Source organism: Acinetobacter haemolyticus CIP 64.3 = MTCC 9819 (genome assembly GCF_000369065.1).
Classification (GTDB): domain Bacteria; phylum Pseudomonadota; class Gammaproteobacteria; order Pseudomonadales; family Moraxellaceae; genus Acinetobacter; species Acinetobacter haemolyticus.
On record NZ_KB849808.1, the window covers coordinates 1 to 26044 of the forward strand.

The window sequence follows — 26044 nt, forward strand, 5'->3', positions numbered from 1 at the left end:
TTGTTTATCAACAAGTTTTTATCTGCATCACCGCCGATGGATGTGCATTCTACAGCATTCACAACCCAACACAACCCCTTTTCTTATTATTTCCTTTTGCATGTTTCTTTTTTCTACAAAACTAGTGTTTTCGTTGTTTTTATCATCTATTTATGTATAAAAAGCAGGCTCATGGCCTGCTTTTTATTTTTTTCTTTATGGTTTAATCGGTGAAAGTCACACGTGCAATGGCTTTTTTACCAGATTGGATGATTAAAGTGACATTCTCTTTTACAGAATAGCTCATATCGACCACATTCCAATCGACTTTAACAGCACCACGACCCACCGCATCTTTAGCTGATGCTGCATTTGGGTTTAAACCTGTAACACGAAGAATGGTTGCAATAAATAACTCACCACCAAACTCACCACGAGAAATGATTACTTCTGGTGTGTCTTCGGGTACTTCGCCTTCTGTTACACGGTTGCCTGCGCTCTTATGTGCATTTTCAGCCGCTTCTGCATCATGGAAACGCTCAACCAGCTCAAGCGCCAAAATACGTTTAATTTCTTGTGGGTTACGACCAGCAGCCATTTCATCAAGCAAGACTTTGATTTCATCGAGTGACTTAAAGCTGAGTAGATCAAAGTAACGTTCAATCAAGCTATCTGGCATCGACAAGATTTTTTGGTACATCGCACCTGGTGTGTCAAATACACCAATATAGTTGCCTAAAGATTTAGACATCTTATTGACGCCATCTAAACCTTCAAGAATTGGCACAGTAATACACACTTGTGATTCTTGACCATAACGACCTTGTAAGGTACGGCCCATCAGCAAATTAAAAGTTTGGTCTGTTCCGCCTAACTCGACGTCTGCTTCAAGCGCAATTGAATCATAACCTTGTACTAATGGATATAAAAACTCATGAATTGCGATCGGTTGATGATTGTTATAACGCTTGGTGAAGTCATCACGCTCTAACATACGCGATACGGTTTGTTGGCTCGCCAATTGAATCAAATCAGCTGCCGTTCTTTGATTAAACCATTCTGAGTTAAAACGAACTTTGGTTTTATTTGGATCTAAGATTTTAAAGACCTGTTCTTGATAGGTTTTCGCGTTAGCAAGAACTTGTTCTTTAGACAAAGGCGGACGCGTTGCACTTTTCCCAGATGGATCGCCAATCATCGCAGTATAATCACCAATCAAGAAAGTGACTTCATGCCCTAAATCTTGGAAGGTTTTTAATTTATTGATGAGAACCGTATGTCCTAAGTGCAAATCAGGTGCCGTAGGGTCAAAACCTGCTTTTACACGCAGTGGACGATTCTCTTTGAGTTTCTTCAGTAAATCTTCTTCAGAAATAATCTCATGCGTGCCTCGTTGGATGAGAGCAAGCTGTTCTTCGGCGGGCAAGAAATTTGACATCACAAAACCTAAACACATCAGTTATTCAATTTGTGCGATATACTAACATTTTTTCAACATCTTGCAGGGGAAGTTGTTTATGAGCGCAATCTATATTGGTGTAATGACTGGCACGAGCATGGATGGTGTTGATATTGTTGCAACTTCATTCGAACCTTTAACTTTGCACGCCACATTGACCGTCCCATTTGATCCAGAATTACGTGATGAGTTGATGGCATTAACGCTACCAGACGATAACGAAATTGATCGTATGGGAAAAGCAGATGTTGCATTGGCACAAATGATTGGACAGGGTGTCAATCAACTGATTGAAATGAACGGTTTAGACCGATCACGAATTAAAGCCATTGGTTCACATGGGCAAACTATTCGCCATCGTCCTGAATATGGTTTTACCTTACAAATTGGTGATCCCAACATCATTACTGAAATTACTCAACTTCCTGTCATTTCAGATTTCCGTCGTCGCGATATGGCGGCAGGTGGGCAAGGTGCACCTTTGGTTCCAGCATTCCACCAAGCATTATTCCAACATGACAGCATTCACCGTGTCATTCTCAATCTAGGTGGTATTGCCAATGTCAGTATGCTGCCTGCAAACAATCCAAATGCCGTTTATGGTTTCGATACAGGCCCAGCCAATATTCTGATGGATGCATGGTGCCAACGTCATACTGGAAATGCTTATGATGAGAATGGCGATTGGGCAGCTTACGGACAACCGATTCGTTCACTTTTAGATCGCTTACAAAATCATGAATTTTTTGCTAAAGAACCACCTAAAAGCACAGGCCGAGAGGACTTTAATTTAGAATGGCTCGATGACCAAATAAGTGATTGGCGCAATGATCTCGACTATGATGAACTGGAAGATACCCCAGAGAATGTGCAAGCAACGCTGATGAAACTCACCACACGTGCCATTAAAAAAGCCATTTATAGAAGCAAAGATTTAATGCCAACAGGTGAAGTTTATGTCTGTGGTGGTGGCGCTTATAACTCGCATTTGCTAGAACAACTACGTTGGCGTTTACGTAAGCATAATTGGTCAGTCCAAACGACGGATGCTTTAGGTTTAGCCCCAACATGGGTAGAAGCAACAGCATTTGCTTGGCTAGCAATGCGCTTTATTCAACAACTGAGTGGTAATTTAGCTACGGTTACAGGTGCATCTGGTGATCGTATTTTAGGAACAATTACGGCGGTCTAAGCATAAAAAAGCCTCTCAGACTTTCTCATCGAGAGGCTTTTAAACAAATCTATCTTAGATTGAAAATGACGAACCGCAACCACAAGTGGTCGTTGCATTCGGGTTTTGCACCACAAAACGCGAGCCTTCCAGACCTTCTAAATAATCAACCACTGAACCCACTAAGTATTGATAACTTAAAGAATCAACCAAAACTTTGACATCGCCATTGCTGAATTCCGCATCATCTTCGTTGACCGTTTCAGCAAAGTTAAAACCATACGAAAAACCAGAACAACCTCCACCCGTGACGTAAACACGTAACATCAGGTCATTATTACCTTCACTTTCGCGCAGTTGGCGAACTTTTTTAGCAGCATTATCTGACAATTCGAGAGCTTGGGCGGTCATGGATGTTCCTCAGACTTCAATATGTCTTTCATAAATAAAAGACCCAATATTTAGTATAGCATACCTAATATCGGGTCGGTCTTTGAACTTTTAAAGTGTCGTTACAGACTTTTTCACAAGATTATTTGTAATTTTCGTCCTGTAAAGCGCACTCGAAATTCTTGGCATCTTCACGGCAACGGAATTGCCATAATAACTTCATCATACGCTTATCGTAGATACCGCGTTTGGTTAAATCAATACGTGCCTCACGCATTAATTTCTGATATCCAGGTTTGTCAGAAGCTGGTATTTCCATCCAATACTTTTGTGGAATGTCAGCTTTCATTTTGCCTAAAATATCAAAGGCCCGTGGTAATTGAGAACTCACCCATTGTCTGGATTTTTGCCCAAAACCTTCTGGGAATTTATCGGAACGAATAATAATATTTCCCGTTACTTGCAAAATTGGATAATTTACAATCGCACCTTTTGTACCTAAGCCTTTATGTAACTCTAGTGGTTTAAATGCAGCAGCTGGTGCGCCAATGATATCAACCTGACCATTGTTAAATTTTGCCCCGAAGTTAGTCACATCTGAACTTACCGCTTGCGCACCCACTTGAGCTGCCATAATTTTTTGAGCATCATCATAATCTAGTACAGCAATTTTCTTGCCTGCAGCCTTCGCGACCGTATTAATATTACGATCGTTGACCATCAAATAAGCATCCCCGACAGGAATAACGCCCACCACTTCATATTGACCGTTCACCATTGCTTTAGCAAAGGTTGGACTGGCTAGGCCTTGCATAACTTTGACTGCAAATTTTAGGTCTGTAATCGCGCCAATCGCGTCGAGTGATCCTGTAAATTGGTTAAACTGACGACCACGCATGCCCGTGATACTGACAGCATCACATTTGCCAGCCTTAAAATCTTCTGCAAGTACAGCTTCATTTTGTCCCACACGCAACTCAATGTCCGCACCCCACGATTTCGCAGCAATCTGATAGTCTTTCATCAAAGCATAGACATCACCATTTCGACCCACTAAATCAAATACACAAAGGGTTTGCTTTGCTTGTGTAGCGGCAGAAACAGTGGCGATGCTTGACGCAAGTAAAATTGTTTTAAACCATTGCATGTTATTTTTTCCTTTGCATCTAGTTTGAGTGTTGTTGCATAACCTTAAGCTTGTGAAGAACAAATGAAGTCCCTCAGATAAAGGCTTTCAAATGAATATATGTTTAAATTCGGTATTGTTTCATCATCCTGATCAAACATATTTTTAAATCATCACGATTTCATCTGATTTTTATGCTTCTATCATCACGGTGTTTCGTCATGAAGACAATGACCTTAATGACATAATCAAAAAAACAAAAAGCCTAGATAAATCTAGGCTTTAAGTATGCTTTTTTGCAATTCTGGATTATTCACCAGGTAATGCACATTCGAAGTTCGCTTTATCAACTGAACAACGTGCTTTCTTTAAAACAGACATCATGCTGGCATCATAAATACCACGCTTGGTTAAATCCATACGACCATCACGTAATAGTTTTTGATATTTAAGTTTGTCTTCAGCACTTAAATCCATTCTGTATTTTGCAGGAATTTCCGCTTCTAAACGCTTGATCATTGCAAATGCTTTCGGCAATTGTTTTACATGCCAATCACGTGACTTTTGACCAAAACCTGCTGGGAATTTCTCAGGACGAATCACTAAATCTGCAGTTACGTGCAAGACAGGGAAGTTAAACATCGCACCATTGGTACCTAGACCTTTGCTTAATTCTAATGGTTTATAAGCATAAGCAGGCGCACCCACCATATCTACCTGACCATTGTTAAACTTAGCAGCAAAGTTAGAAATATCTGAAAGTACGGCTTGCGCACCTACGCGTTGTACCATGATTTTTTGTGCATCATCATAACCAAGCACAGCAAATTTCTTACCTGCTGCTTTTTCAATTGAGTTGATACTCTTATCACGCACAAAGATATACGCAGAACCTAAAGGTGCAATACCAGCGATTTCGTATTTATTGTTTCCTAAGTTGGTGGTCATTTTAGCAGCATTACGTGCATCTAATACAAACGTAATTGCGCGTTGCGCAATTTCATTGCTCGTTACACCACCTAATGAGTCAATTGAACCAGCAAATTTATTGTATGGACGTGCACGCATTGAAGTCATTGCTACAGCGTCACACTTACCAGCTTTGAAGTTGTTATCTGCAACAGCTTCATCAGTCAATGCAACCAAATTTACATCAGCGCCCCAACCCTTAGCAGCCAATGCCCAATCCTGCATCATTTTGAATGACTCACCAGATCTACCCAATAAGTCAAATACACATACGTCTACTTTGTTTGCTTGAGCTGACGCAGAAAAACCCATGATGGATGCGGTGATCGCAGCGAACGCAATTTTTTTCATTTTTTCTTCCTTCTACAAACTTATGTCTGTCTCCTTGTACAAGGCAAATATTAATCATGTTTTATGGAAAAAAATAGAGTTAGTACTCTATTTTTTGTGTCAATATTGCTACATTTTGTCATTTTTTAACCAGATTATGGTTTATTCACCGCTTAAAGAACATTCAAAATTTGTTCGTTCAACCGTACACCGCGCACGTTTCAACACATTCATCATGGTTGCATCGTATACACCTTCTTTGGTCAAATTCATTCGCCCATCACGTAACATTTTTTGGTAACGAACTTTATCTTCATTCGATAAATTGATACGAGCTGCATCCATACCCGCTTCTAAACGTTGTACCATCGCAAAGTTACTTGGTAATTTTCCAACAAACCACTGACGTGATTGCGCGCCAAAAGAACTAGGAAATTTTTCTGGGCGAATAATCAAATCTCCTGTGATATTTACGACTGGAAAATTAAACAAAGCACCATTTGCTAAACCTTTGTTAATCTCTAAAGGTTTATAAGCATAAGCAGGTGCAGCAATTACATCCACTTGGCCACGGTTAAATTTTTGCACGAAGTCTGAAATATTAGAGGGTACTGCAACCAGATCAATACTTTCCACGATGGCTTTTTGCGCTTGATCATAATGTAAATATGCGAATTTCTTGCCTTTGGCCTTTTCAATGGTATTAATATTTTTATCACGCACAAAAATATAAGCTAAACCAACTTGAATAATCCCTGCAACTTCAAATTTCTCACCATTGAAAGTCGCCACTAAACGGTGTTGATTACGTTTATCGAGCACAAATGAAATCGCTTTTTGTGCAATTGCATTACTAGTGACTGCACCCACAGCATCAATCGAACCCGCAAATTTATTGTATTTTCGCGCACGCATAGAGGTCATATACACTGCATCACAACGTCCTTGGTCAAAATCGCGTTCCGCTTTTTCCTCATCCTGATAAGGAATTAGTTCAATATTTGCTTTCCATGTTTGTGCAGAAAGACGCCATTCTTCAAGAAGTTTATAAGACTCACCTGCTCTTCCTAATAAATCGAATACACAAACTTTTTGTTTTGCTTGTACTTGTGAGCTCATCGCAAATAAAGCCGCAGCCCCCAATAACCAAAGTCCTTTTTTCATCTTGTTTTCCCTTCTGTACTGTTCTGCATGTTTTTCCATCAATGCAAAATCAATATAGTCAAATTTTGATCAAATTAACAGTATTTTTATATACATACATCGGATTATTATCAGTTTTAATCATATTCATCACACTTTTTTAAAGCTCTTTTTCGATTGCTGTAGAAAAGTTTGCATTCATTGGGATAGCCCTTAAAATGCTGCTATCTATTCGCTATGCTGCATACTTATGATCCAGTTTGACCAAGTTTCACTACGCCGTGGTGGCCGAATTTTATTTCAAAAGGCCTCTATGCAACTTCATCCAGGTTGGAAAATTGGCTTAACGGGTGTAAACGGTGCTGGTAAATCGACCTTATTCGCAGCGCTCTTGGGTGATTTGGTTGCTGACGAAGGTAACTTAATCCGTCCTGCGGTATGGACAGTTGCGCACATGGCACAAGAAATTAAGGCCTTGGAAATGCCTGCGCTTGACTTTGTTCTTTCAGGCGATGAGGAATACTGGAGTATCAGAGAAAGATTAGCTCACCCCGATCAATTGAGTAACGATGATCTAGCCCAACTGTATGGGCGTTTTGATGAGATTCATGGTTATGTCGCTCCTGCAAAAGCGGCTCAATTGATGGCTGGTTTAGGCTTTTTAGATCATCAATTAAGCTTAAATGTCGCCAGTTTCTCTGGTGGTTGGCGCATGCGTTTAAACTTAGCACGTACTTTGATGAGTCGTTCAGATCTCTTACTACTAGATGAACCGACCAACCATTTAGATTTAGATGCTATCTTGTGGTTAGAAGACTGGCTCAAAGCTTATGAGGGGACACTGGTTCTTATTTCTCATGACCGTGATTTTCTTGACGCAATTACTGATCATATCCTGCATATCGAAAACCAAGAATTGACCCTGTACACAGGTAATTATTCAACTTTTGAAACCACCCGCAGTGAACGTTTAGCACAACAACAACAAGCTTTTGAGAAACAGCAAGAAACTCGTGCACATTTACAAAAATTTATTGATCGATTTAAAGCGAAAGCCACCAAAGCACGTCAAGCGCAAAGCCGAATCAAACAACTAGAACGAATGCAACAACTTGCTCCAGCCCATGTAGATACGCCCTTTACATTTAGCTTCCGAGAACCGACCAAAATGAGTTCTCCGCTATTAAGTTTAGATGCAGCCAGTATTGGTTATAGCGACAAAATCATTGCAGAAAAAATTCGCTTACAAATCACGCCAAGCTCACGTATTGGCTTATTAGGAATGAACGGTGCTGGTAAATCAACACTGATCAAAACTTTAGTGGGTGATTTAGCATTATTGTCTGGTGAACGTAAAGCATCTGAACTACTCAATATTGGTTACTTTGCGCAGTATCAAATGGATGCTTTAGATGCCAATGCCAGTCCGATGTTGCAACTTGCACGGATTGCGGATAAACAAATCAGTGAAGCATCATTACGGGCTTTTCTGGGTGGGTTTGGTTTTAGTGGCGAACGTATGGATACACCATGTGAAAGCTTCTCTGGTGGCGAACGTGCGCGCTTGGCTTTAGCACTCATCGTTTGGCAACGTCCAAATGTTTTAATTTTGGATGAACCCACTAACCATTTAGATTTAGATATGCGTCATGCACTCAGTATGGCATTACAAGATTTCGAAGGCGCTGTGGTACTGGTTTCACATGAACGCCAACTCATTGCCAGTGTCTGTGATGAATTATTGTTAGTACATGCAGGGCGTTGTACTGAGTTTGATGGTGACCTACAAGACTATGCAAAATGGTTACGAGAAGCACGTCAACAACAAATCAATGCCCAAAATGCATTACAACAACAAGCGACCAATCAACAAGCAAGCAGCGTGAAAGTTGATAAAGAAGCACAACGTAAAGAAGCTGCTCGACGTCGTGAAGTCACCCGTCCTTTGCGTAAAAATATTGAAAAAGTCGAAGCTCAAATTGGAAAGATTCAGCCTCGTTTAGTCGATATTGAACATGCATTGGCTGATAGTGCATTGTACGAAGCTAATCGCAAAGATGATTTAATCAAGCTCATGAATGAACAAAGTGAATTAAAAAACAAACTAGAGCAATATGAAGAACAATTGCTCACCTTCATGATGGAGTTAGAAGAATTAGAAGCGTCATTTACGCATTAATTTAAAAATATAGATCCATATATTTACTGCATAGAAATATATGGATCTTAGATACATGTAGATATTTAAAAACCTTTAAGCCTGTTCCCAAGCTCAAATCAACATGCCCGTAACATAAATCTGTATTGAATAATGTTATTCTTTTATCTCACTTTTTAATCTCGATTAAAATTTGAATTTTCTCAAAAAATTGAGCTTTGGCTTCAGGCTAGATATACTCAAGCCCCATTATTGTAATGTTATCACCTACGAATGAATCTTGAGGGTTAGATTCGTTTAATATTTTTTGTACTGCAATTTGCTGAGTACGTTATTTGGGACACTACAAACTGAATGAACTCTTTAGACTTTCTTTTTAATTTCGAACACTTCCTGCCAATCCTAGTTCAAGAATATGGTTTATGGATTTACGCTATTCTCTTTCTGATTATTTTTTCTGAAACAGCTTTTGTTTTCATGTTCTTCTTACCCGGTGATAGCCTATTACTTGCTGTTGGCGCTTTGTGTTCAGTAGTCGAAATTATGCATCTTGGCTATATGATTACACTGCTTTTTTTCGCTGCTGCATTGGGTTATATGGTGAATTTCCATATTGGTCGCCATTTTGGTGATCGAATTTTCAATACAGAATCTCGCTTCATCAAACAAGAATACCTACAAAAAACCAATGTGTTTTTCTTAAAGCATGGTGGGAAAACTATCCTTCTTGCCCGCTTCATTCCTTTTGCACGCTCATTTGCACCGCTAGCAGCAGGTTCAAGCAATATGAATTATACGCACTTTGTAGTTTACAATATCCTAGGTGCGTTGCTGTGGATCAGTGTTCTAGTTACTGCAGGTTATTTATTTGGTCACGCGATTATTCAAGTGAGTGATTTGGTAGATAGTTAATCCTTTAGTGTTCCACGTGAAACCTTCCCTGCTAGTTTTCAAAAAAAAGACGATGCTCCAAGGCATCGTCTTTTTTTACATCCAGAATTTAAGCGTCAATATCTGCATTGAGTGCGTTTTCTTCAATGAAGGCACGACGAGGTTCAACATCATCACCCATGAGACATGAGAACATACGATCCGCCTCAATCGCATCATCAATGGTCACTTGCAACATATTGCGATTTTCAGGATCCATCGTGGTTTCCCAAAGTTGCTCAGCATTCATTTCACCCAAACCTTTATAGCGTTGAATCATCATGCCACGGCGAGAGTCTTGTAAAATATGCTGCCAAACCTGATGGAAACTTGCCACTTGGATACGACGCTCACCTTTCTGTAAGTAAGCCCCTTCTTCAAGTAACTTAAACCAGCTCTTTGAGTTTTTAAGTAAGCGCGCATATTCTGCTGAATTTAATAATCCAGCATCTAATAAATAAGCATGCGGTAAGTTATGGACGTACACCGTGACACGTGGCCAATAATGTGCTGATTTCTCACCTTGAGCATTTTCACGCTCAAATGCTTCTAAACTGATTTCAGGACGAAGGTTCGGCTGCAATGCTTCAATGGCTGAACGCAATTGCTCTGCCCAAGTTTCAACATACTCACGTTCGTGGTTATGATCGATTTTAAATGCATCTAGTTCTAACAGACCATCTAACAAACTTGCTGGATAACGTTGTGTTAAACGCTGTAAGCTCTTTTGTGAAACTTGATAATCTGCGATCACACTCGCCAATGCTTCCCCACTAATCGCAGGTGCATCCGCACTCACATGTAACGCCAACTCATCAATTGCATTTGAAATAAGGAAGGTTTCAAGCGCTTCATTGTCTTGAAGATATTGCTCTTGCTTGCCTTTTTTCAATTTATACAATGGCGGTTGAGCAATATAAATATAACCGCGTTCTACCAACTCAGGCATTTGGCGGAAGAAGAAGGTCAACAACAGAGTACGAATATGTGAACCATCCACGTCCGCATCGGTCATGATAATGATTTTGTGATAACGTAATTTGTCAGGATTGTATTCTTCACGACCAATACCACAGCCTAACGCCGTGATTAAAGTGCCCACTTCTTGACTTGAAATCATCTTGTCAAAACGCGCACGTTCAACGTTTAGAATTTTACCTTTCAGCGGTAAAATTGCCTGCATTTTACGGTTACGACCTTGTTTAGCACTCCCGCCCGCAGAGTCACCCTCGACCAGATATAGTTCAGACAAAGCTGGATCTTTTTCCTGACAATCTGCCAACTTACCTGGTAAACCTGCAATATCCAAAGCACTCTTACGACGAGTCATTTCACGTGCTTTACGCGCCGCATCACGAGCACGAGCAGCATCGATAATCTTGCCAGCGATTGATTTCGCAGCTTGCGGGTTTTCTAACAAATAGGCAGAAAACTCTTTGTTCATCGCCTGCTCAACCGCAGGTTTCACTTCACTCGACACCAACTTTTCTTTGGTTTGTGAAGAGAATTTAGGATCAGGCACTTTAACTGAGATAATTGCCGTCAAGCCTTCACGGGCATCATCCCCAGACACCACAACTTTTTCTTTTTTGAGCAGGTTTTCATTTTCCATGTAGCTATTTAAGCCACGGGTTAATGCTGCACGGAAACCAGCTAAATGTGTACCACCATCTTTTTGTGGAATGTTGTTGGTAAAACAACGTACATTTTCTTGATAGCTATCATTCCATTGCAACGCCACTTCCACACTGATGCCATTATCTGCATCGGTAGTGAAATGAAAGATTTCATTGAGATGCGTTTTACCTTCGTTGATATATCGAACAAACTCAGATAGACCACCTTCGTAGTCATAGACATTTTCAAGATTGACACGTTCATCACGCAATACAATGCGGACACCCGCATTCAAAAATGATAACTCACGCAAACGACGCGCCAAAATATCGACATTGAAAATGGTTTGACTAAAGGTTTCAGCACTTGGCCAAAAACGCACAATCGTACCCGTACGATCAGTTTCACCAATCACGCGTAATGGATATTGTGGATCACCATGATGATATTCTTGCTGGTGTTCCTGCCCAGCGCGATGGATCGTCAGTTGCAATTTACTGGATAAGGCATTTACGACTGAAACACCAACACCATGCAAACCGCCTGAAACTTTATAACTATTGTCATCAAATTTACCGCCTGCATGCAGAATCGTAAGAATCACCTCTGCAGCAGAAACCCCTTCTTCAGGGTGAATATCAGTTGGGATACCACGACCATTATCCGAAACACTCACTGATTCATCTTCATGAATCGTGACTAAAATTTCATCACAGTGTCCTGCCAATGCTTCATCGATGGCGTTGTCCACCACCTCGAATACCATGTGATGTAAACCTGTACCGTCATCAGTATCCCCAATGTACATGCCAGGACGTTTACGAACCGCGTCTAATCCACGTAATACTTTAATACTAGAGGAATCATAAGCCTTTTCATTTGTTTGTTCTGTTTGAGAGACTGATTGAGACTCTGAACTCATGGTTACTCCCTAGTAAATATCGAATCTATCCAAAAATGAGGAAATAAAATTATGGCGCAGCAGGACTGACTTGACCGTGAACAACATGGAACAATTGAAAAGAAATCGACAAATCATGTAAGTGTTTTAATACCGACGTATGGTCTAAGGTGGTCATAAAAACCTGACTTCCTAATTGACTCAATCGCTCCATTAAGCGTTGTTGTGCAGCTAAATCTAACTCTGCTGTCAGATCATCTAATAATACCACAGTTTCCTTATTACTCGCATGTAGCATTGCAATTTGTGACAGTTTTAATGCCATGATTAACAACTTTTTTTGTCCTCGTGATAACACATGAGCAGCATCACTGCGCATGGCATCGCCCTTGGTTTTTAAGCGTAAATCAGCACGATGCGGCCCATACTCAGTATAGCGTCGATCCAAATCTTTTTGATGTTGCTGTACTAAATCTTGCAATAGCCCTTGCTCAGTATGAAACCCTGCATGGTATTCCAATTCGATTTCGATATCAGGCAAAAGTTGCTTTAAATCTTCCTTAAAAAATAAATTCCATTGCTCTAAAATACCGACTCGCTGCGAGTGCAAAATTTCACCATAATCGCTCAACATTTTGTTCCATGGCTCCAAATCAGCCAAGGTCAAATTCCGCCGTGTTTTAAGTAAGCTATTACGCTGCTTAAGTGCGCGAGAATAATATTGCCAAGCAAAGTAAAACTCAGGTTCCACGTGGAACATCAACCAATCTAACAACTGTCGCCTAGGCTTGGCACCTTGATCAATAATATCGGTACTTTGTGGATCTAAATGTTGCAATGGTAATCGCTTGGCTAATTGTCCTTGTGTTGCAATGGTATCACCATTGATTTTAATCAACTGTTCACCAGAAGCCAGTTTTCGCATCCCCATCCGCTCATGAACTGATTGTGCAAAGACAATCGCATCATCAGCCTCATACTGAATGTAATGTTTTGGAATATGAGTGCGAAATGAACGACCAGTAGCCAACAAATGGATCGACTCCAAAATTGAGGTCTTTCCAGAACCATTGGCTCCATAAAAAATATTAAACGGTTGCAACTCAGTGAGTGCAACCGCTTTTAAATTTCGTACACGCTCGATATTTAAACGCGTAATTTGCATGCCTTAAACTCAAATGATCAATGTTGATTAAACACGCATTGGCATCACAACATAAGTTTGATCAGGATGAGCAGGATCTTGTACAAGCACCGATTGATTTGCTTCGGTCATGCTCATTCTTACATCATCCCCATCAAGAACACTCAATACATCCAAAATATATTGGGCATTAAAGGACATCTCTAAAGGCGCATCTTGATACTGGATAGCCAAATCTTCAACAGCTTCATCTTGTTCTGGGTTATTGGCGCGTAACTGTAATGAATCTTGATTGAAGTTTAAGAAAACCCCTCTCAGTTTTTCATTACTCAAAATCGCCACACGCTGTAAGGATTGTTTGAAAACATCATGTGCGATGAGAACATGCTTATCGCCACCTCTTGGAATCACACGACGATAGTCTGGGAACTTACCATCAATCAGCTTCGTGGTAAAACGTACTGTGATATCGCTCTGCTCTTTGTCTCGGCTCGGCGTGTTGATGGTCACATTTAATAATTCACGACCAATCAACAGGGTCAACTGTTCATCTTCGATACTCAGCAAACGTTGTAATTCACCAACAGCTTTACGTGGTACAATTGCTTGCATTGGAGCGGATGCAGTCGAAGAAGCTAAAACTTCACACAATGCCAAACGGTGCCCATCTGTTGTTACAGTTCGCAATTGATTCTGATCAATTTCTAGCAAAGTACCTGTGAGATAAAAACGTACATCCTGAACCGCCATAGCAAACGCTGTTTTTTCAAATAAGCGTTTTAACTCACGTTGGGTCACTTGAACTTGTGTCCCCTGACTATTTTCAGTGGTGAGCAAAGGATAATCTTCAGCAGGCAAGGTGCCCAAAACGAAACGACTATTACCTGATTTTAAAATACAGCGCTGATCTTCCGTAATTTGTAGATCAATCAAGGCTGCTGTAGGTAGAGATTTACAAATTTCGACCAATTTACGCGCAGGAACAGTGGTTTCACCCGGCTCCAAACACGCACCTTCGGCTAAATTTGTGCTTGCCACTAACTCAACTTCCAAATCAGAACCTGTAATGGTTAACGCATGCGGTGTAGTTTGAATTTTGACATTCGAAAGAATATTCAATGTATGACGACGTTCTACAGCCCCCACCACATGAGATAAAACATTGACTAAACTTTCTTTAGCGATTTTCAAACGCACGGTTTATTCCTCTTACAACGGAAGCTGATTACGAATATTAGCAGTGTACTATGCTGCACTTAAAAATAGTTTGCAACTAGGAAAATAGAGTCAGTTGCAATAATGCTCAAAACTAACTTTGCAACAAACGTAGTAAATTTTTATAGTCTTCATTAAAAATTGGATCTTCTTCTCGCAAACTGACAACTTTTTCACAGGCATGCATTACAGTACTGTGGTCACGACCACCAAAAGCCATACCGATTTCAGGAAAACTATCCCCTGTCAATTCACGTGCCAACCCCATTGCCAACTGACGAGGTCGAGCATAAATACGTGTGCGTTTAGGTCCAATCAATTCTTTTAATGGAATACGAAAATACTCACTTACTACACGTTGGATATTTTCCACACTAATGGTTCTCGCACGAATTGCCAAGACATCTTTCAACGATTCTCGTACCACATCCAAATCGATTGCAGTCCCTTTAAAACGCGAGATCGCTACGACTTTATTCAGTGCACCTTCAAGCTCTCGTACATTGGCAACCACTTGTTGGGCAATAAATAAAGCACAATTTCGAGGTAAATCTACACCACTATTTTCAGCTTTTTTTAACAAAATCTCGATACGAGTTTCGATGTCTGGTGGTTCAACTCCCACTGACAATCCCCAAGAAAAACGGGAAACTAAACGCGGGTCTAGTTCAGTCAACTCTTTTGGATAACGGTCTGAAGTCAAAATGATTTGCTTTGATTCATCCAGTAAAGCATTGAAGGTGTAAAAGAACTCAACCAAGCTCGCTTCTTTACCTGCTAATAAATGAATATCATCAACCAATAATAAATCTAAAGAACGGCAATTCTTTTTAAACTCTTCAACTTTTCCTTTTTGCAATGAACTAACAAAGTCCTGCACAAAACTTTCAGAAGTCATATACATCACACGAGCGTTGGGTTTAGCTTGCAGTAAAGCATTACCTACAGCTTGCATAAGATGCGTTTTACCAAGACCTGTCGGTCCATATAAAAATAATGGATTATGTTGTGAAGCTCCCAACTGGGTTAAAACCTTACGGCAGGTTTCTGCTGCCATTTGGTTAGAGCGACCTTCAACAAATAGTGAAAAAGTAAATAATGGATTGAGTTGTCTTTTCTTAGGAATCTTGTTGGCATTTTGGCTCGGTTGTACCAAATCAGCCTCTTTCTTTATTTTTGTCGGAATTGGAGTACTTGTATTCAATGCAGCAGTTGTGGTCGCAGGTTGTTCACTACTCGCTAGAATAGTACCAGGACGCGAATCAACCAAAATCTCGACTTGGCGTACTCGACCTTCCGACAATTGCTCAGCCAAAATAGAAATCAACTCAAGATGATTATCTTGGATATAACGCGTCCAATAGGGGTTAGGTGCGTATAACCGCATCACATCATCAACTTCTTCCGCAACCAAAGGACGAATCCACATTGCAAAGACGTTATCAGATAGCTCTTGTCGCAAGCGAGTTAAGCAGTCTGTCCAGAGCATGTGCATCCCCTATTTATCCATTTTTAAATTTAAAAAACAAAAAACCACCACCCTTGCATTCCGAAGGGGTCGCCATTCTAACCAAGTTATCCACATCTGTCAGGAAAATTTCAGATACTTTCGATGAAAAAGAAAGCATTCGTGAATTAAATTTAAATTCAAAGCACTTGTGAATAACTTTTAGCACATCCTGTGGATAGTTTTAACCACTAAGTTATCCACAATCTATAAAATCAATAAAAACAGAGTTACCCACAAGGTAACCATATGTTTAATGATGAAAATATGTGGTTCTCCACAGAAAATATCCACCCTAATAGTAATAAATTTAAATTTTAAAATTTGAATTTATTTATAAATCGAACCCGAAGTGTGGATAACTGAGCATATCGAAATTTAAATTCAAAATCCAAAGAATAAATTTAAAACATTTGCTTTATTGTGGGTAAGTCTATGGATAGGCTGTGAATATATCTTATTGTTGATATAATTTAAATAGATAGCTTGTGTATGTTTTTTGTTTTCAAGAATAGAGAAGAAAGTGTACGACCAAAATATGAAAGAAAAAGTACAAGATAAAATGTAAAGTTTTTGATTTTTGATTGACAGCGTAAACATTGCACAATAAAATCGCGGACCTTTATAGAAAGATCATTTTGGGAGTTTCGATATGAAACGTACTTTCCAACCATCTGAATTAAAGCGTAAACGCGTTCATGGTTTCCGTGCTCGTATGGCAACTAAAGCTGGTCGTCAGGTTTTAGCTCGTCGTCGTGCGAAAGGTCGTCATAGCTTAACTGTTTAATACTGTTAAGCTGACCAGATTTGGGTGATGACACTTTACAGTTTTGGCACTGAATTTCGTATTCGTTGTGCTGCAGATTACAAAAGTGTATTTGATGGTGCGCTTTTTAAAGTGCATCAGCCCCATTTCCTTTTTTTAGCAAAATTAACCGAACAGCCAAATAGCCGTTTGGGTATTGTCGTTGCTAAAAAAAAGGTGCGTCGTGCACATGAACGAAATCGGGTAAAACGTCTTGCTCGTGAGAGCTTTCGTTTACATCAAGCACAATTTAATGCTGATATCGATATTGTGGTAATGCCTAAAGTAGGTATAGACACAATTTCAAATCAAGAATTACATCAACAATTAGATTTTGCTTGGCAAAAATTACAACGTTTAGCAAAAAAGCATTCAAAAGTCGCTACCACCGCCCTCCAAAATTAGAGATCTCCAATGGTACGTATCCTGCATTGGTTGATAAGATGCTACCAAATCGCAATAAGTCCATTATTGGGGCCACGTTGCCGCTATATTCCAACTTGTTCTCAATATGCTATAGAAGCTTTACAAACGCATGGGGCAGTTAAAGGAGTCTGGCTGTCAACTAAACGCGTTTGTCGTTGTCATCCTTGGGGAGGGTCGGGTTATGACCCAGTGCCGCCTAAAGCAGTTCGTTTTATTTCGTTTCATCAAATAGATTCTCAAATGCATCACGTTGCTGTACCCTTTCGTGATCGTTTATGTAAGCAAAATTTCTCTAATCATTTGGGATATTAGTTATGCAACAATGGGCCAGATTTGCAATTCTTGGAGCCATGTTTGTTACCGCATATTTGCTTATTTTGGCTTGGCAAAAAGATTATGGTCATGCTGCACCAGCTCCGCAACAACAAGCGGCAGTGGTCAGTGCACATGATGTGTCTGCAGATTTGCCAAATGCTCAAAATGCAACAGCGGCTTCAGACTTGCCACAAGCAAATGTGACTGCATCACAACAAGCCACAGAAACTACCTCTGTGAATCAGCAACTGATTTCAGTACAAACCGATCTCTATCATCTTTGGATTAATCCAAAAGGTGGTGACATTGTTCGTATTGAGTTATTGAGCCATGATCAAAGCAAAAATGGTGATCAACCATTTGTCATGCTGGAAAATGATGCGAACCGTACTTACGTCGCTCAATCAGGCTTAATTGGATTAAATGGACCAGATAGCAGCCGAAATGGTCGTCCAATGTATGATGTTGAAAAAACAGCATATACAATGGAAGATGCCAAAAAAGTGGCGACGACAGATGGTGCAAGCAGTCAAGTTTTGACTGTTCCATTGGTCTTTAAAACACCTGAAGGCGTTGAAGTGATTAAAACTTTCACTTTCACTCAAGGTGAATATCCAATTACCGTTAAACACCAAGTCGTTAACCGCAGTCAGCAAAACTGGCAAGGTCAAATGTTTGGTCAGTTAAAACGTGATAACTCAGATGATCCAGGTAAATCTGACCAAGGTATCTTTACCTTAGGGACCTTCTTGGGTGGCGCATGGGGTACACCTGATGCACATTACAATAAACTCAAGTTTTCAAACTTCTCTGATGAGAAGTTAAATCTTGATGCGAAAAATGCTTGGGTTGCGATGGTTCAGCACTATTTCGTGAGTGCATGGATTCCAGGTAATTTAAAACTGACGCAAGCGGATGGTCAGCCATATACTGCTAAATTAGAATCACGTCAGTCTGCGGACAAGATGAATATTATTGGCTTTACTTCTCCGACCATTAATGTGCCTGCAGGTACGTCGATGGAAGTTGATGCAAAGTTCTATTCAGGTCCAAAGATCCAGTCTGAGCTGAAAGATTTAGCTGTAGGTTTAAATCAAACCGTAGATTATGGTTGGTTATGGCCGATTGCAAAACTATTGTTCCTTGGCTTGCAATTTTTCCATAACATCGTGGGGAACTGGGGTTGGTCAATTATTCTTTTGACGATCTTAGTGAAGCTGATTTTGTGGCCACTTTCATCGAAAAGCTATCGTTCGATGGCAAAAATGCGTGTCATTGCACCTGAAATGCAACGCATGAAAGAAGAGTTTGGCGATGACCGTATGCGTTTCTCTCAAGAAATGATGGCATTGTATAAGCGTGAACAAGTAAATCCATTATCGGGTTGTTTGCCGTTGTTACTGCAAATGCCAATTTTCCTTGCCCTGTATTGGGTACTCATGGAAAGTGTGGAATTACGTCATGCACCTTGGTTGCTATGGATTCAAGATTTATCGGCGATGGATCCTTGGTTTATTTTGCCGCTACTCATGGGGGTTACCATGTATGTGCAGCAAATGCTCAATCCACAACCGACTGATCCAATGCAGGCAAAGGTTTTCCGTTTGATGCCAATCATCTTTACGGTATTTATGTTGTTCTTCCCAGCAGGTTTAGTCCTTTACTGGATTGTCAACAACGCCATTACGATTCTGCAACAGTCATTTATCAATAAGAGTGTAGAAAAAGATCGTCTCAACAAGGTTGAGTCAGCGTCTTAATTCTCCAACTTTTACTGAATAAATCCGCTTAAGATGGTAATCTTAAGCGGATTTTTATTTGGCTGAATTTTAGGGTTGTGAAGTGAAAAATATGCAACATCAAACCACAATTGCTGCGATTGCTACACCGTTGGGTCGTGGAGGTGTGGGAGTCATTCGTCTCTCTGGACCGAAGGCTTATATGATTGCCGAACAACTCACACAAAAACAACTACCTACTGCAAGAATGGCGGCTTTTCGCCAGTTTTATGATGTAGATAATTCAGTGATGGATGAAGGCATTATCTTGTGTTTTCCAAATCCACATTCATTTACCGGTGAGGATGTGGTGGAAATCCAAGGACATGGTGGTCCTGTGATTCAAAATGCATTGTTGGCGCGCTTGCTTGATTTAGGTGCGACAGCTGCAAAGGCGGGTGAATTTTCCATGCGTGCCTTTGAAAATGGCAAAATGGATTTGGTTCAAGCAGAAGCGATTGCAGATTTGATTGATGCAACCTCACAGGCAGCAGCACGTTCAGCGGTACGTTCTTTACAAGGTGCTTTTTCAACTAAAATTAATACCGTTTTAGAAAAATTGATTCACTTGCGTTTGCATGTGGAAGCCGCGATTGATTTTCCAGAAGAAGAAATTGATTTTTTAGCGGATGGTAAAATTCTAGCGTTATTGGATGATGTACAAGATTCTGTCAAGGCCGTACAACAATCGGCGCGTCAAGGTCAATTGTTACGTGAAGGTTTGCAAGTCGTGATCGCAGGTAAACCGAATGCTGGAAAATCGAGCTTATTAAACGCATTGGCTGGACATGAGCGTGCCATTGTGACCGATATTGCGGGTACCACACGTGATGTTTTACACGAAAAAATCAGTTTGAATGGCCTGCCGATTACTTTAACGGATACGGCTGGTTTACGCGAAACAGGTGATGTTGTTGAACGCGAAGGTATTCGCCGAGCGATCAAAGAGATTGAGCAAGCGGATTTGTTACTGTTGGTATACGACTTAAATCAAGGTGATGAACCGTTGCAATTGGCACATGAATATTTTGCAGATCATCTTGAGCCGAAACGGTTATTGTTGATCGGAAATAAATGCGATTTAACGGGTCAACCAGCAGAAATGACGGATTATCAAGGTTTCCGCCACATTCGGGTTTCAGCAAAACAGGATATGGGGGTTCAGGTGCTCATAGATGCGATTACAGCGCATGCAGGCTTCCAGCCCGAAGAAGATACCTTTATTGCCCGTACGCGTCATCTAGACGCAATGAAGCGCACTCAGCGCTATTTGGCAGAGGCTCGTGAGCAGCTTGTGGTATTTAATGCAGGTGAGCTTGTTGCAGAGTCTTTACGTTTGGCACAAAACGCCCTCGGTGAAATCACTGGTGATTTTAGTGCGGATGATCTGCTCGGAAAAATCTTTGGTTCGTTTTGTATTGGGAAATGATTCCAATTAGAAAAGTGTTCCACGTGAAACATCTCGGGTATTGGTTTGATTTTGGTTGTGACTCAGTAAGTCGTGCTGTATAGCCTTGTGAGACGGATTACAATAGCGGCTGATTTTTGATTCGAGTGTCAGTCATGTTAAAAAAAATTGGGATATTCTCATTATTGGGCTGTGTTTCTATGATGAGTTTAGCCAATGTGGAAACCTTAAAAAGTAATCTAAATAAAAACTATCCCGATATCCAAGTGACCAATATTCAAGCCACTGAAATGACGGGTTTATATAGTGCAAATCTAGATAATCAAATCATCTACCTCGATGAAAATGCCGAGCATATGTTTATCGGTTCAATGGTGCGTTTAAAAGACCAAAAAAATCTCACAAAAGATTTAGTACTTAAGCAAAATTCAATTGATTGGCAAAAACTCCCTTTACAAGATGCAATTAAAACGGTCAAAGGGAATGGTAAACGTCAGCTCGCTATTTTTTCAGATCCAAACTGTCCGTACTGTAAGCAATTAGAAGCAGAACTGGATAAGCTCAATGATGTAACGATTTATACCTTTATCTATGCCTTAAAACCGCAATCTATCGCTGTTTCTAAGCAAGTTTGGTGCGATGCAAATCCATCCTATACATGGAAAAATTTACTGCAAAAAAATGTTCAACCTAAAGCAAAAACCTGTGCCAATCCAATTGATAGAAACCTAGCTTTAGGACGTAAATTAGGCGTGAATGGCACACCGACTTTGATTTTTTCAAATGGCTTAAAGATGGTGGGGGGACGTAGTGCTGAAGATATTCAAATGATTTGGAAGGAATTGGGACTATAAATATAAACCTCCCAATTCATAACAATCATGAATTGGGAGTGATTTCTATGCCTCTAGCTCTTCTTGGTAACGAGGTTGTAGATGAATAAAATAATCACAGCACCGACCACAGATGCAATAAATCCAGCCGCTGAATTTTCACCATATAAGCCGAGTAATCGGCCGCCATAGGTTGCCAATAAAGAACCCGAAATACCGAGTAAAGTGGTAACAATAAAGCCAGCTTTGTCATCACCTGGATGGAGCGCTCGTGCAATTAAACCCGCAAAGAAACCAACGACAATTGCTACAATTAGAGACCACATTGTTATTTCTCCTTGTTTTAACAATAGTATTTGTAGTTATCCTGCTTGATGAGGAGAGCTTTTGTCTGTAGCGGATTGCTTATTTATGTCGTATTTTTGTGCAGTGTTGAGATATTTTTAATTAGGATCTAAAAATAAAAAAGCGACGAAATCGCCGCTAAACAGGTGCTTGAGTTACTTTTGCATGGGCAGTTCAAGCACCGATAATACAGATTTTTTATTGATCAAAGACCAATTTCACCGATAAATGGAAGATGACGATATTTTTGATCATAATCGAGACCATAGCCCACAATAAATCGATCTTCGACTTCAAAACCTAAGAATTTGACTTCTAAATCAATTTCACGGCGTGATGGTTTGCTCACCAGCGTACACAATTCAATTGAATTGGGCTTGCGCGTTTGCAACATTTGAATGACTTTGTTGAGTGTATTGCCTGAGTCAATAATGTCTTCGACCACCAATACATCTTTACCGTGAATTTCACCATCCAAGTCCTTCAGAATTTTGACGTCACGACTAGAAGTGGTACCACCACCATAGCTTGAAACGGTCATAAAATCGAGTTCATGCGGTTTTTCAATCGCACGGCATAAATCTGCCATAAAGATGACTGAGCCACGCAGTAAACCAATCAATACCAGTTCTTTATCACTTTGAGCATAGTGTGCATTGATTTTTTCACCTAGCTCTTTCACTTTGGCTTGGATCTCTTCACTGGAAATCATTACGCACATCGCAACAGTCATCGATAGATTCCTAAAACTTTAAAAATGGGAAAATAAAAAAGGTGTTGACCTGCAACACCTCGAAATCTTGAGTTAATGTGAGAATTTTAAAACAAAATGAGTTTTCATGCATCTTTTGATGATGAAGAATATGTATCATTTTGCCGTGAAGCACTGTCTCGCTTCAACAAAACTGCGCAGCTCATGGCAAAGATGATCAATCCAATCCTACGCTTATTGAATACTCTAGTTGGCGCTATAGGCTTTTTGTCCATAGATATAGGTTGCCTCGATATTACGGTCATCACCCATAGTAAACAGCGCAAATAAGCTGTCATCAATTGATTTAGAACGAGATTGACGTAGTTGTTGTAAAGCCGTTGCTTGCAGATTTAGCACGACAAAATCCGCTTCTTTACCGATATTGAAATTGCCGAGCTTATCATCGAGATCAAGTGCTTTTGCACCACCTAAGGTTGCATGATACAGCGACTCAAAAGCAGAGAGTTTATCACCTTGTAACTGCTGCACTTTATAGGCTTCATTGACGGTTTGTAATAAGCTAAATGAAGTCCCTGCCCCAATATCTGTACCCAAACCAACTTTGACTTGTTGTTCCCAAGTTTTCTTTAATGGAAATAAGCCACTACCTAAGAACAGGTTTGACGTTGGACAAAAGGCAATTGCAGAGTCAGTTTCATGCATGCATTGCCATTCTGCATCTTCTAAATGTACGCAATGCGCGAATACCGAACGCTGACCCGTTAAACCATAATGATGATAGACATCGAGATAGCCCTTTTGCGCTGGGAATAAATCTTTAACCCATGCGATTTCATCTTTATTTTCACTTAAATGGGTATGTACATAAACATCAGGATATTCTGCTTTAAGCTGCCCTGCTTTTTCTAGCTGTTCTGGTGTAGAGGTTGGTGCAAATCGTGGTGTAATCGCGTATAAGGCGCGGCCTTGGCCATGCCACTTTTCGATCAGGGCCTTAGAATCATCATAGGCGCTCTCTGCAGTGTCACACAGTGCTTCAGGTGCATGACGATCCATCATGACTTTACCTGCGATTAAACGCATTTGGTACTGTTCTGCGGCTTCAAATAAAGCATTCACAGACTCAGGATGAACAGTACAAAACACCAGTGCCGTAGTGGTGCCATTTTTAAGCAATTCCTGCACAAAGAATTTTGCAATTTCTTCGGCATAGGCTTGGTCTTTGAACTGGATTTCAGTTGGGAACGTATAGGTATTGAGCCAACTGAGTAATTGTTCACCGTAGGCACCGACCATTTCTGTTTGTGGAAAGTGAATATGGGTGTCAATCATGCCAGGAATGATCAATTGATCTGGATAATGTTGAATCTCAACATCTGTAGGCAGGTGATCTTGAGCCGCATCCCAAGTGCCAAACCAACGAATTTTGCCTTGTTCAGTGATCAGAACACCATCTTCGATATAACGGACTTGGTCTGCGATTTCAGTCGCTTGGGAAACAGTTTTTTGAATATCTAAGAAGCGACCACGAATAACCGTGATCGGAGTAGCCAACGTCATAACAACCTACAGTTTTACTTTTTTCGGTTGATTGTACCTGATTTTGTCCAAGTTACTGGAATATTCGCCTAAATTAAGCGACTAAAAAGTGTATAAATGTGATTAAATTTTTTGAGTCAATTCACTTTACTTTAAGGTCAAGATCAAGAACTGTATGGATAATTTAGGGATCTAAACAACAATGGCGCTGCATCAAATACACTATCGAAAACTTTTCTCTAATATAATCTTAAATACCCCTGAACTTTGTGAAATGTTAAAACAACTTGCATGGATCGAGCCGCAAGCTTATATAAGTGCAGGCGTGCTTCGCAATACAGTTTGGGCTTGTTTACATGATCAGACTTTTAACTTAAAAAATAGCGAAATTGATGTAATTTATTACGATGAGCAAGAACGAAACAACCAGATACAGCAGCGATTAAAGCAAAAATTAGAAGAATTCTTCCCTCAGCAGCAATGGGATGTGGTGAATCAGGCGTTGGTACATACATGGTATCGTAAGGAAAATGGTGAGCAAATTCAGCCAATATCATCGATTGAACATGCTTTATCGTTATGGCCTGAAACAGCAACGGCAATTGCTATTCGTTTTGATTGTATAGGAGAACTGGAATTCGTTGCACCTTTTGGTTTAGAAGATTTATTTGAATTACGATTGCGTTGGAATGCTGCATTAGTAAGTTATGAAACTTTTAAGCAGCGTGTAAATTCTAAAAAATGGTTGCAACAATGGCCTAAATTACAATGGGTTGATCCAATAACAAATTACACAATACCTGAATAGAAAAAAGGGCCTTCATTGAAGACCCATTTGATATGCTTTTTAATTATTCCGCTTGATGTTTATTGTGACGTAACGATAGATACGCCGTAATACTCAATACCAAGATGATAAAGCCGAGTGAGATCCAGATCGGCATGTGGAACACATCCAACAACAACATTTTCGTACCGATAAACAATAAAATAATACCTAAGCCATAAGGTAAATAATGCATTTTGGTTGCTGCGCCAGCGAGTAAGAAGAACATTGCACGCAAGCCTAAAATTGCCATTAAGTTTGCAGTTAAAACGATGAATGGATCAGTCGTTACAGCAAAAATCGCAGGAATCGAGTCCACAGCAAAAATGACATCAGAAGCTTCGACCAGTACTAATACTAAAAATAGCGGCGTCGCCCACAAAAGTCCATTCCGGCGGACGAAGAATTTATTGCCTTCTAGTTGAGGTGTAATGCGTAGGTGTTTACGTAACCATTTGAGTAAAGCATTGTCTTCGATATTGCTTTCTTCCTCCTGCCCTTTAAGAAATTTAAAGCCGGTGTAAACGAGGAAAGCACCAAAGATATAAAGAATCCATGAAAACTCTTGAACGAACCAAGCGCCAATAAAGATAAAGATGGTTCTAAGTACAATTGCGCCGAGAACTCCATAGAGCAAGATTTTGCGTTGTAAAGCAGGTGGAATCGTGAAAGCAGCAAAGATCATGAGCCAAACGAAGACATTATCGATTGCTAAGGACTTCTCAAGTAAATAGCCTGCGAAGTATTCCATGGTTTTTTGATTGGCAATGTTCACCCCAACCGTTTGCTGGAGATACAGCCACAATGCACCACCAAACAGTATGGCGGCAGTGACCCAAGCAATACTCCAATAAGCAGCTTGTTTAAAAGGAACATTTTGGTTTTGCTTCTGTTTAAAACCTAAAAAGTCGATGCTTAACATCACCGACACAATGCCAAAAAAGGCAAGGTATAGCCATAAATTGCCGATAGTTTCCATCACTACTCCCTATCTGGCAAATGGACATAAAAAAAC

At 40.2% G+C, this 26044-nt stretch carries 23 protein-coding genes; 10 read left to right on the top strand and 13 right to left on the bottom strand.

Going from position 1 to position 26044, the window contains the following annotated elements; translation table 11 throughout:
* Positions 1–202 precede the first annotated feature (202 nt).
* Entirely contained in the window at positions 203–1435 is a 1233-nt protein-coding gene (tyrS, locus tag F927_RS13635; RefSeq protein WP_017394710.1) for a tyrosine--tRNA ligase, read from the bottom strand.
* A gap of 61 nt (positions 1436–1496) precedes the next feature.
* On the opposite strand from tyrS, the gene F927_RS13640 reads away from it, so the two are divergent.
* Positions 1497–2630: an anhydro-N-acetylmuramic acid kinase gene (locus F927_RS13640; protein ID WP_004637302.1), complete on the top strand. Its 1134-nt coding sequence runs from the start codon at positions 1497–1499 to the stop codon at positions 2628–2630.
* Between the two features lie 54 nt (positions 2631–2684).
* Here F927_RS13640 and erpA read toward each other — a convergent pair whose 3' ends face one another.
* The 4 genes from erpA to F927_RS13660 all read right to left on the bottom strand — a co-directional run bounded on the left by erpA (position 2685) and on the right by F927_RS13660 (position 6588).
* Entirely contained in the window at positions 2685–3020 is a 336-nt protein-coding gene (gene erpA / locus F927_RS13645; protein ID WP_005086061.1) for an iron-sulfur cluster insertion protein ErpA, read from the bottom strand.
* 121 nt (positions 3021–3141) lie between these two features.
* Positions 3142–4146, bottom strand: coding sequence for a putative solute-binding protein (locus tag F927_RS13650; RefSeq protein WP_005086064.1), 1005 nt, complete (start codon positions 4144–4146; stop codon positions 3142–3144).
* Positions 4147–4434: 288 nt separating this feature from the next.
* Positions 4435–5445 carry a putative solute-binding protein gene (locus F927_RS13655; protein WP_005086066.1) on the bottom strand — a complete coding sequence of 337 codons (1011 nt, stop codon included), beginning with the start codon at positions 5443–5445 and terminating at the stop codon, positions 4435–4437.
* A 141-nt stretch (positions 5446–5586) separates the two neighbouring features.
* Positions 5587–6588 (bottom strand): putative solute-binding protein, encoded by a 1002-nt coding sequence (locus F927_RS13660; RefSeq protein ID WP_005086068.1) that lies wholly within the window; start codon positions 6586–6588, stop codon positions 5587–5589.
* 229 nt (positions 6589–6817) lie between these two features.
* Here F927_RS13660 and F927_RS13665 point away from each other — a divergent pair, with 229 nt between their 5' ends.
* Positions 6818–8746, top strand: coding sequence for an ATP-binding cassette domain-containing protein (locus F927_RS13665; protein WP_005086070.1), 1929 nt, complete (start codon positions 6818–6820; stop codon positions 8744–8746).
* 333 nt (positions 8747–9079) lie between these two features.
* Positions 9080–9637, top strand: a complete 558-nt coding sequence (locus tag F927_RS13670) for a VTT domain-containing protein (RefSeq protein ID WP_004637309.1) — start codon at positions 9080–9082, stop codon at positions 9635–9637.
* Between the two features lie 88 nt (positions 9638–9725).
* Here F927_RS13670 and gyrB read toward each other — a convergent pair whose 3' ends face one another.
* The 4 genes from gyrB to dnaA all read right to left on the bottom strand — a co-directional run bounded on the left by gyrB (position 9726) and on the right by dnaA (position 16021).
* On the bottom strand, positions 9726–12194 hold the full coding sequence (gene gyrB / locus F927_RS13675; RefSeq protein ID WP_004637310.1) for a DNA topoisomerase (ATP-hydrolyzing) subunit B: 2469 nt from the start codon (positions 12192–12194) through the stop codon (positions 9726–9728).
* A gap of 49 nt (positions 12195–12243) precedes the next feature.
* Positions 12244–13338 carry a DNA replication/repair protein RecF gene (gene recF / locus F927_RS13680; protein ID WP_005086072.1) on the bottom strand — a complete coding sequence of 365 codons (1095 nt, stop codon included), beginning with the start codon at positions 13336–13338 and terminating at the stop codon, positions 12244–12246.
* Positions 13339–13365: 27 nt separating this feature from the next.
* Positions 13366–14514, bottom strand: a complete 1149-nt coding sequence (gene dnaN, locus F927_RS13685) for a DNA polymerase III subunit beta (protein ID WP_004637312.1) — start codon at positions 14512–14514, stop codon at positions 13366–13368.
* A gap of 112 nt (positions 14515–14626) precedes the next feature.
* Complete coding sequence (gene dnaA / locus F927_RS13690) at positions 14627–16021, bottom strand: chromosomal replication initiator protein DnaA (RefSeq protein WP_005086074.1); 1395 nt, start codon at positions 16019–16021, stop codon at positions 14627–14629.
* Positions 16022–16691: 670 nt separating this feature from the next.
* Here dnaA and rpmH point away from each other — a divergent pair.
* The 6 genes from rpmH to F927_RS13720 all read left to right on the top strand — a co-directional run bounded on the left by rpmH (position 16692) and on the right by F927_RS13720 (position 21625).
* Positions 16692–16826 (top strand): 50S ribosomal protein L34, encoded by a 135-nt coding sequence (rpmH, locus tag F927_RS13695; RefSeq protein ID WP_000831329.1) that lies wholly within the window; start codon positions 16692–16694, stop codon positions 16824–16826.
* A 27-nt stretch (positions 16827–16853) separates the two neighbouring features.
* A complete protein-coding gene (gene rnpA / locus F927_RS13700; protein ID WP_004637316.1) occupies positions 16854–17249 on the top strand; it encodes a ribonuclease P protein component in 396 nt (131 codons plus the stop codon).
* A 9-nt stretch (positions 17250–17258) separates the two neighbouring features.
* On the top strand, positions 17259–17582 hold the full coding sequence (gene yidD, locus F927_RS13705) for a membrane protein insertion efficiency factor YidD (protein ID WP_005086077.1): 324 nt from the start codon (positions 17259–17261) through the stop codon (positions 17580–17582).
* Between the two features lie 2 nt (positions 17583–17584).
* On the top strand, positions 17585–19345 hold the full coding sequence (gene yidC, locus F927_RS13710; RefSeq protein ID WP_005086079.1) for a membrane protein insertase YidC: 1761 nt from the start codon (positions 17585–17587) through the stop codon (positions 19343–19345).
* Between the two features lie 91 nt (positions 19346–19436).
* Entirely contained in the window at positions 19437–20792 is a 1356-nt protein-coding gene (gene mnmE, locus F927_RS13715; protein ID WP_005086080.1) for a tRNA uridine-5-carboxymethylaminomethyl(34) synthesis GTPase MnmE, read from the top strand.
* Positions 20793–20926: 134 nt separating this feature from the next.
* Positions 20927–21625, top strand: a complete 699-nt coding sequence (locus tag F927_RS13720) for a DsbC family protein (RefSeq protein WP_005086081.1) — start codon at positions 20927–20929, stop codon at positions 21623–21625.
* 53 nt (positions 21626–21678) lie between these two features.
* Here the strand turns inward: F927_RS13720 and F927_RS13725 are convergent, their stop codons facing one another.
* The 3 genes from F927_RS13725 to guaD form a co-directional block, all read right to left on the bottom strand.
* On the bottom strand, positions 21679–21930 hold the full coding sequence (locus F927_RS13725; protein WP_004637321.1) for a GlsB/YeaQ/YmgE family stress response membrane protein: 252 nt from the start codon (positions 21928–21930) through the stop codon (positions 21679–21681).
* 224 nt (positions 21931–22154) lie between these two features.
* Entirely contained in the window at positions 22155–22682 is a 528-nt protein-coding gene (hpt, locus tag F927_RS13730) for a hypoxanthine phosphoribosyltransferase (protein WP_005086082.1), read from the bottom strand.
* 225 nt (positions 22683–22907) lie between these two features.
* Positions 22908–24224 (bottom strand): guanine deaminase, encoded by a 1317-nt coding sequence (gene guaD, locus F927_RS13735; RefSeq protein WP_004637324.1) that lies wholly within the window; start codon positions 24222–24224, stop codon positions 22908–22910.
* A 181-nt stretch (positions 24225–24405) separates the two neighbouring features.
* On the opposite strand from guaD, the gene F927_RS13740 reads away from it, so the two are divergent.
* Complete coding sequence (locus F927_RS13740; protein WP_005086083.1) at positions 24406–25011, top strand: nucleotidyltransferase family protein; 606 nt, start codon at positions 24406–24408, stop codon at positions 25009–25011.
* A 43-nt stretch (positions 25012–25054) separates the two neighbouring features.
* Here F927_RS13740 and F927_RS13745 read toward each other — a convergent pair whose 3' ends face one another.
* Positions 25055–26008 (bottom strand): TerC family protein, encoded by a 954-nt coding sequence (locus F927_RS13745; protein ID WP_005086084.1) that lies wholly within the window; start codon positions 26006–26008, stop codon positions 25055–25057.
* Between the last annotated feature and the right edge of the window lie 36 nt (positions 26009–26044).

Excerpts from the sequence above, each read along its gene's own strand:
- rpmH (WP_000831329.1), top strand. The coding sequence starts at position 16,692 with ATGAAACGTACTTTCCAACCATCTGAATTAAAGCGTAAACGCGTTCAT.
- recF (WP_005086072.1), bottom strand. The coding sequence starts at position 13,338 with ATGCAAATTACGCGTTTAAATATCGAGCGTGTACGAAATTTAAAAGCG.
- mnmE (WP_005086080.1), top strand. The coding sequence starts at position 19,437 with ATGCAACATCAAACCACAATTGCTGCGATTGCTACACCGTTGGGTCGT.
- F927_RS13665 (WP_005086070.1), top strand. The coding sequence starts at position 6,818 with ATGATCCAGTTTGACCAAGTTTCACTACGCCGTGGTGGCCGAATTTTA.
- F927_RS13725 (WP_004637321.1), bottom strand. The coding sequence starts at position 21,930 with ATGTGGTCTCTAATTGTAGCAATTGTCGTTGGTTTCTTTGCGGGTTTA.
- F927_RS13670 (WP_004637309.1), top strand. The coding sequence starts at position 9,080 with ATGAACTCTTTAGACTTTCTTTTTAATTTCGAACACTTCCTGCCAATC.
- F927_RS13655 (WP_005086066.1), bottom strand. The coding sequence starts at position 5,445 with ATGAAAAAAATTGCGTTCGCTGCGATCACCGCATCCATCATGGGTTTT.
- rnpA (WP_004637316.1), top strand. The coding sequence starts at position 16,854 with ATGACACTTTACAGTTTTGGCACTGAATTTCGTATTCGTTGTGCTGCA.
- erpA (WP_005086061.1), bottom strand. The coding sequence starts at position 3,020 with ATGACCGCCCAAGCTCTCGAATTGTCAGATAATGCTGCTAAAAAAGTT.
- yidD (WP_005086077.1), top strand. The coding sequence starts at position 17,259 with ATGGTACGTATCCTGCATTGGTTGATAAGATGCTACCAAATCGCAATA.
- F927_RS13740 (WP_005086083.1), top strand. The coding sequence starts at position 24,406 with ATGGCGCTGCATCAAATACACTATCGAAAACTTTTCTCTAATATAATC.
- tyrS (WP_017394710.1), bottom strand. The coding sequence starts at position 1,435 with ATGTGTTTAGGTTTTGTGATGTCAAATTTCTTGCCCGCCGAAGAACAG.
- yidC (WP_005086079.1), top strand. The coding sequence starts at position 17,585 with ATGCAACAATGGGCCAGATTTGCAATTCTTGGAGCCATGTTTGTTACC.
- guaD (WP_004637324.1), bottom strand. The coding sequence starts at position 24,224 with ATGACGTTGGCTACTCCGATCACGGTTATTCGTGGTCGCTTCTTAGAT.
- dnaA (WP_005086074.1), bottom strand. The coding sequence starts at position 16,021 with ATGCTCTGGACAGACTGCTTAACTCGCTTGCGACAAGAGCTATCTGAT.
- hpt (WP_005086082.1), bottom strand. The coding sequence starts at position 22,682 with ATGACTGTTGCGATGTGCGTAATGATTTCCAGTGAAGAGATCCAAGCC.
- F927_RS13720 (WP_005086081.1), top strand. The coding sequence starts at position 20,927 with ATGTTAAAAAAAATTGGGATATTCTCATTATTGGGCTGTGTTTCTATG.
- gyrB (WP_004637310.1), bottom strand. The coding sequence starts at position 12,194 with ATGAGTTCAGAGTCTCAATCAGTCTCTCAAACAGAACAAACAAATGAA.
- F927_RS13660 (WP_005086068.1), bottom strand. The coding sequence starts at position 6,588 with ATGAAAAAAGGACTTTGGTTATTGGGGGCTGCGGCTTTATTTGCGATG.
- F927_RS13650 (WP_005086064.1), bottom strand. The coding sequence starts at position 4,146 with ATGCAATGGTTTAAAACAATTTTACTTGCGTCAAGCATCGCCACTGTT.
- F927_RS13640 (WP_004637302.1), top strand. The coding sequence starts at position 1,497 with ATGAGCGCAATCTATATTGGTGTAATGACTGGCACGAGCATGGATGGT.
- F927_RS13745 (WP_005086084.1), bottom strand. The coding sequence starts at position 26,008 with ATGGAAACTATCGGCAATTTATGGCTATACCTTGCCTTTTTTGGCATT.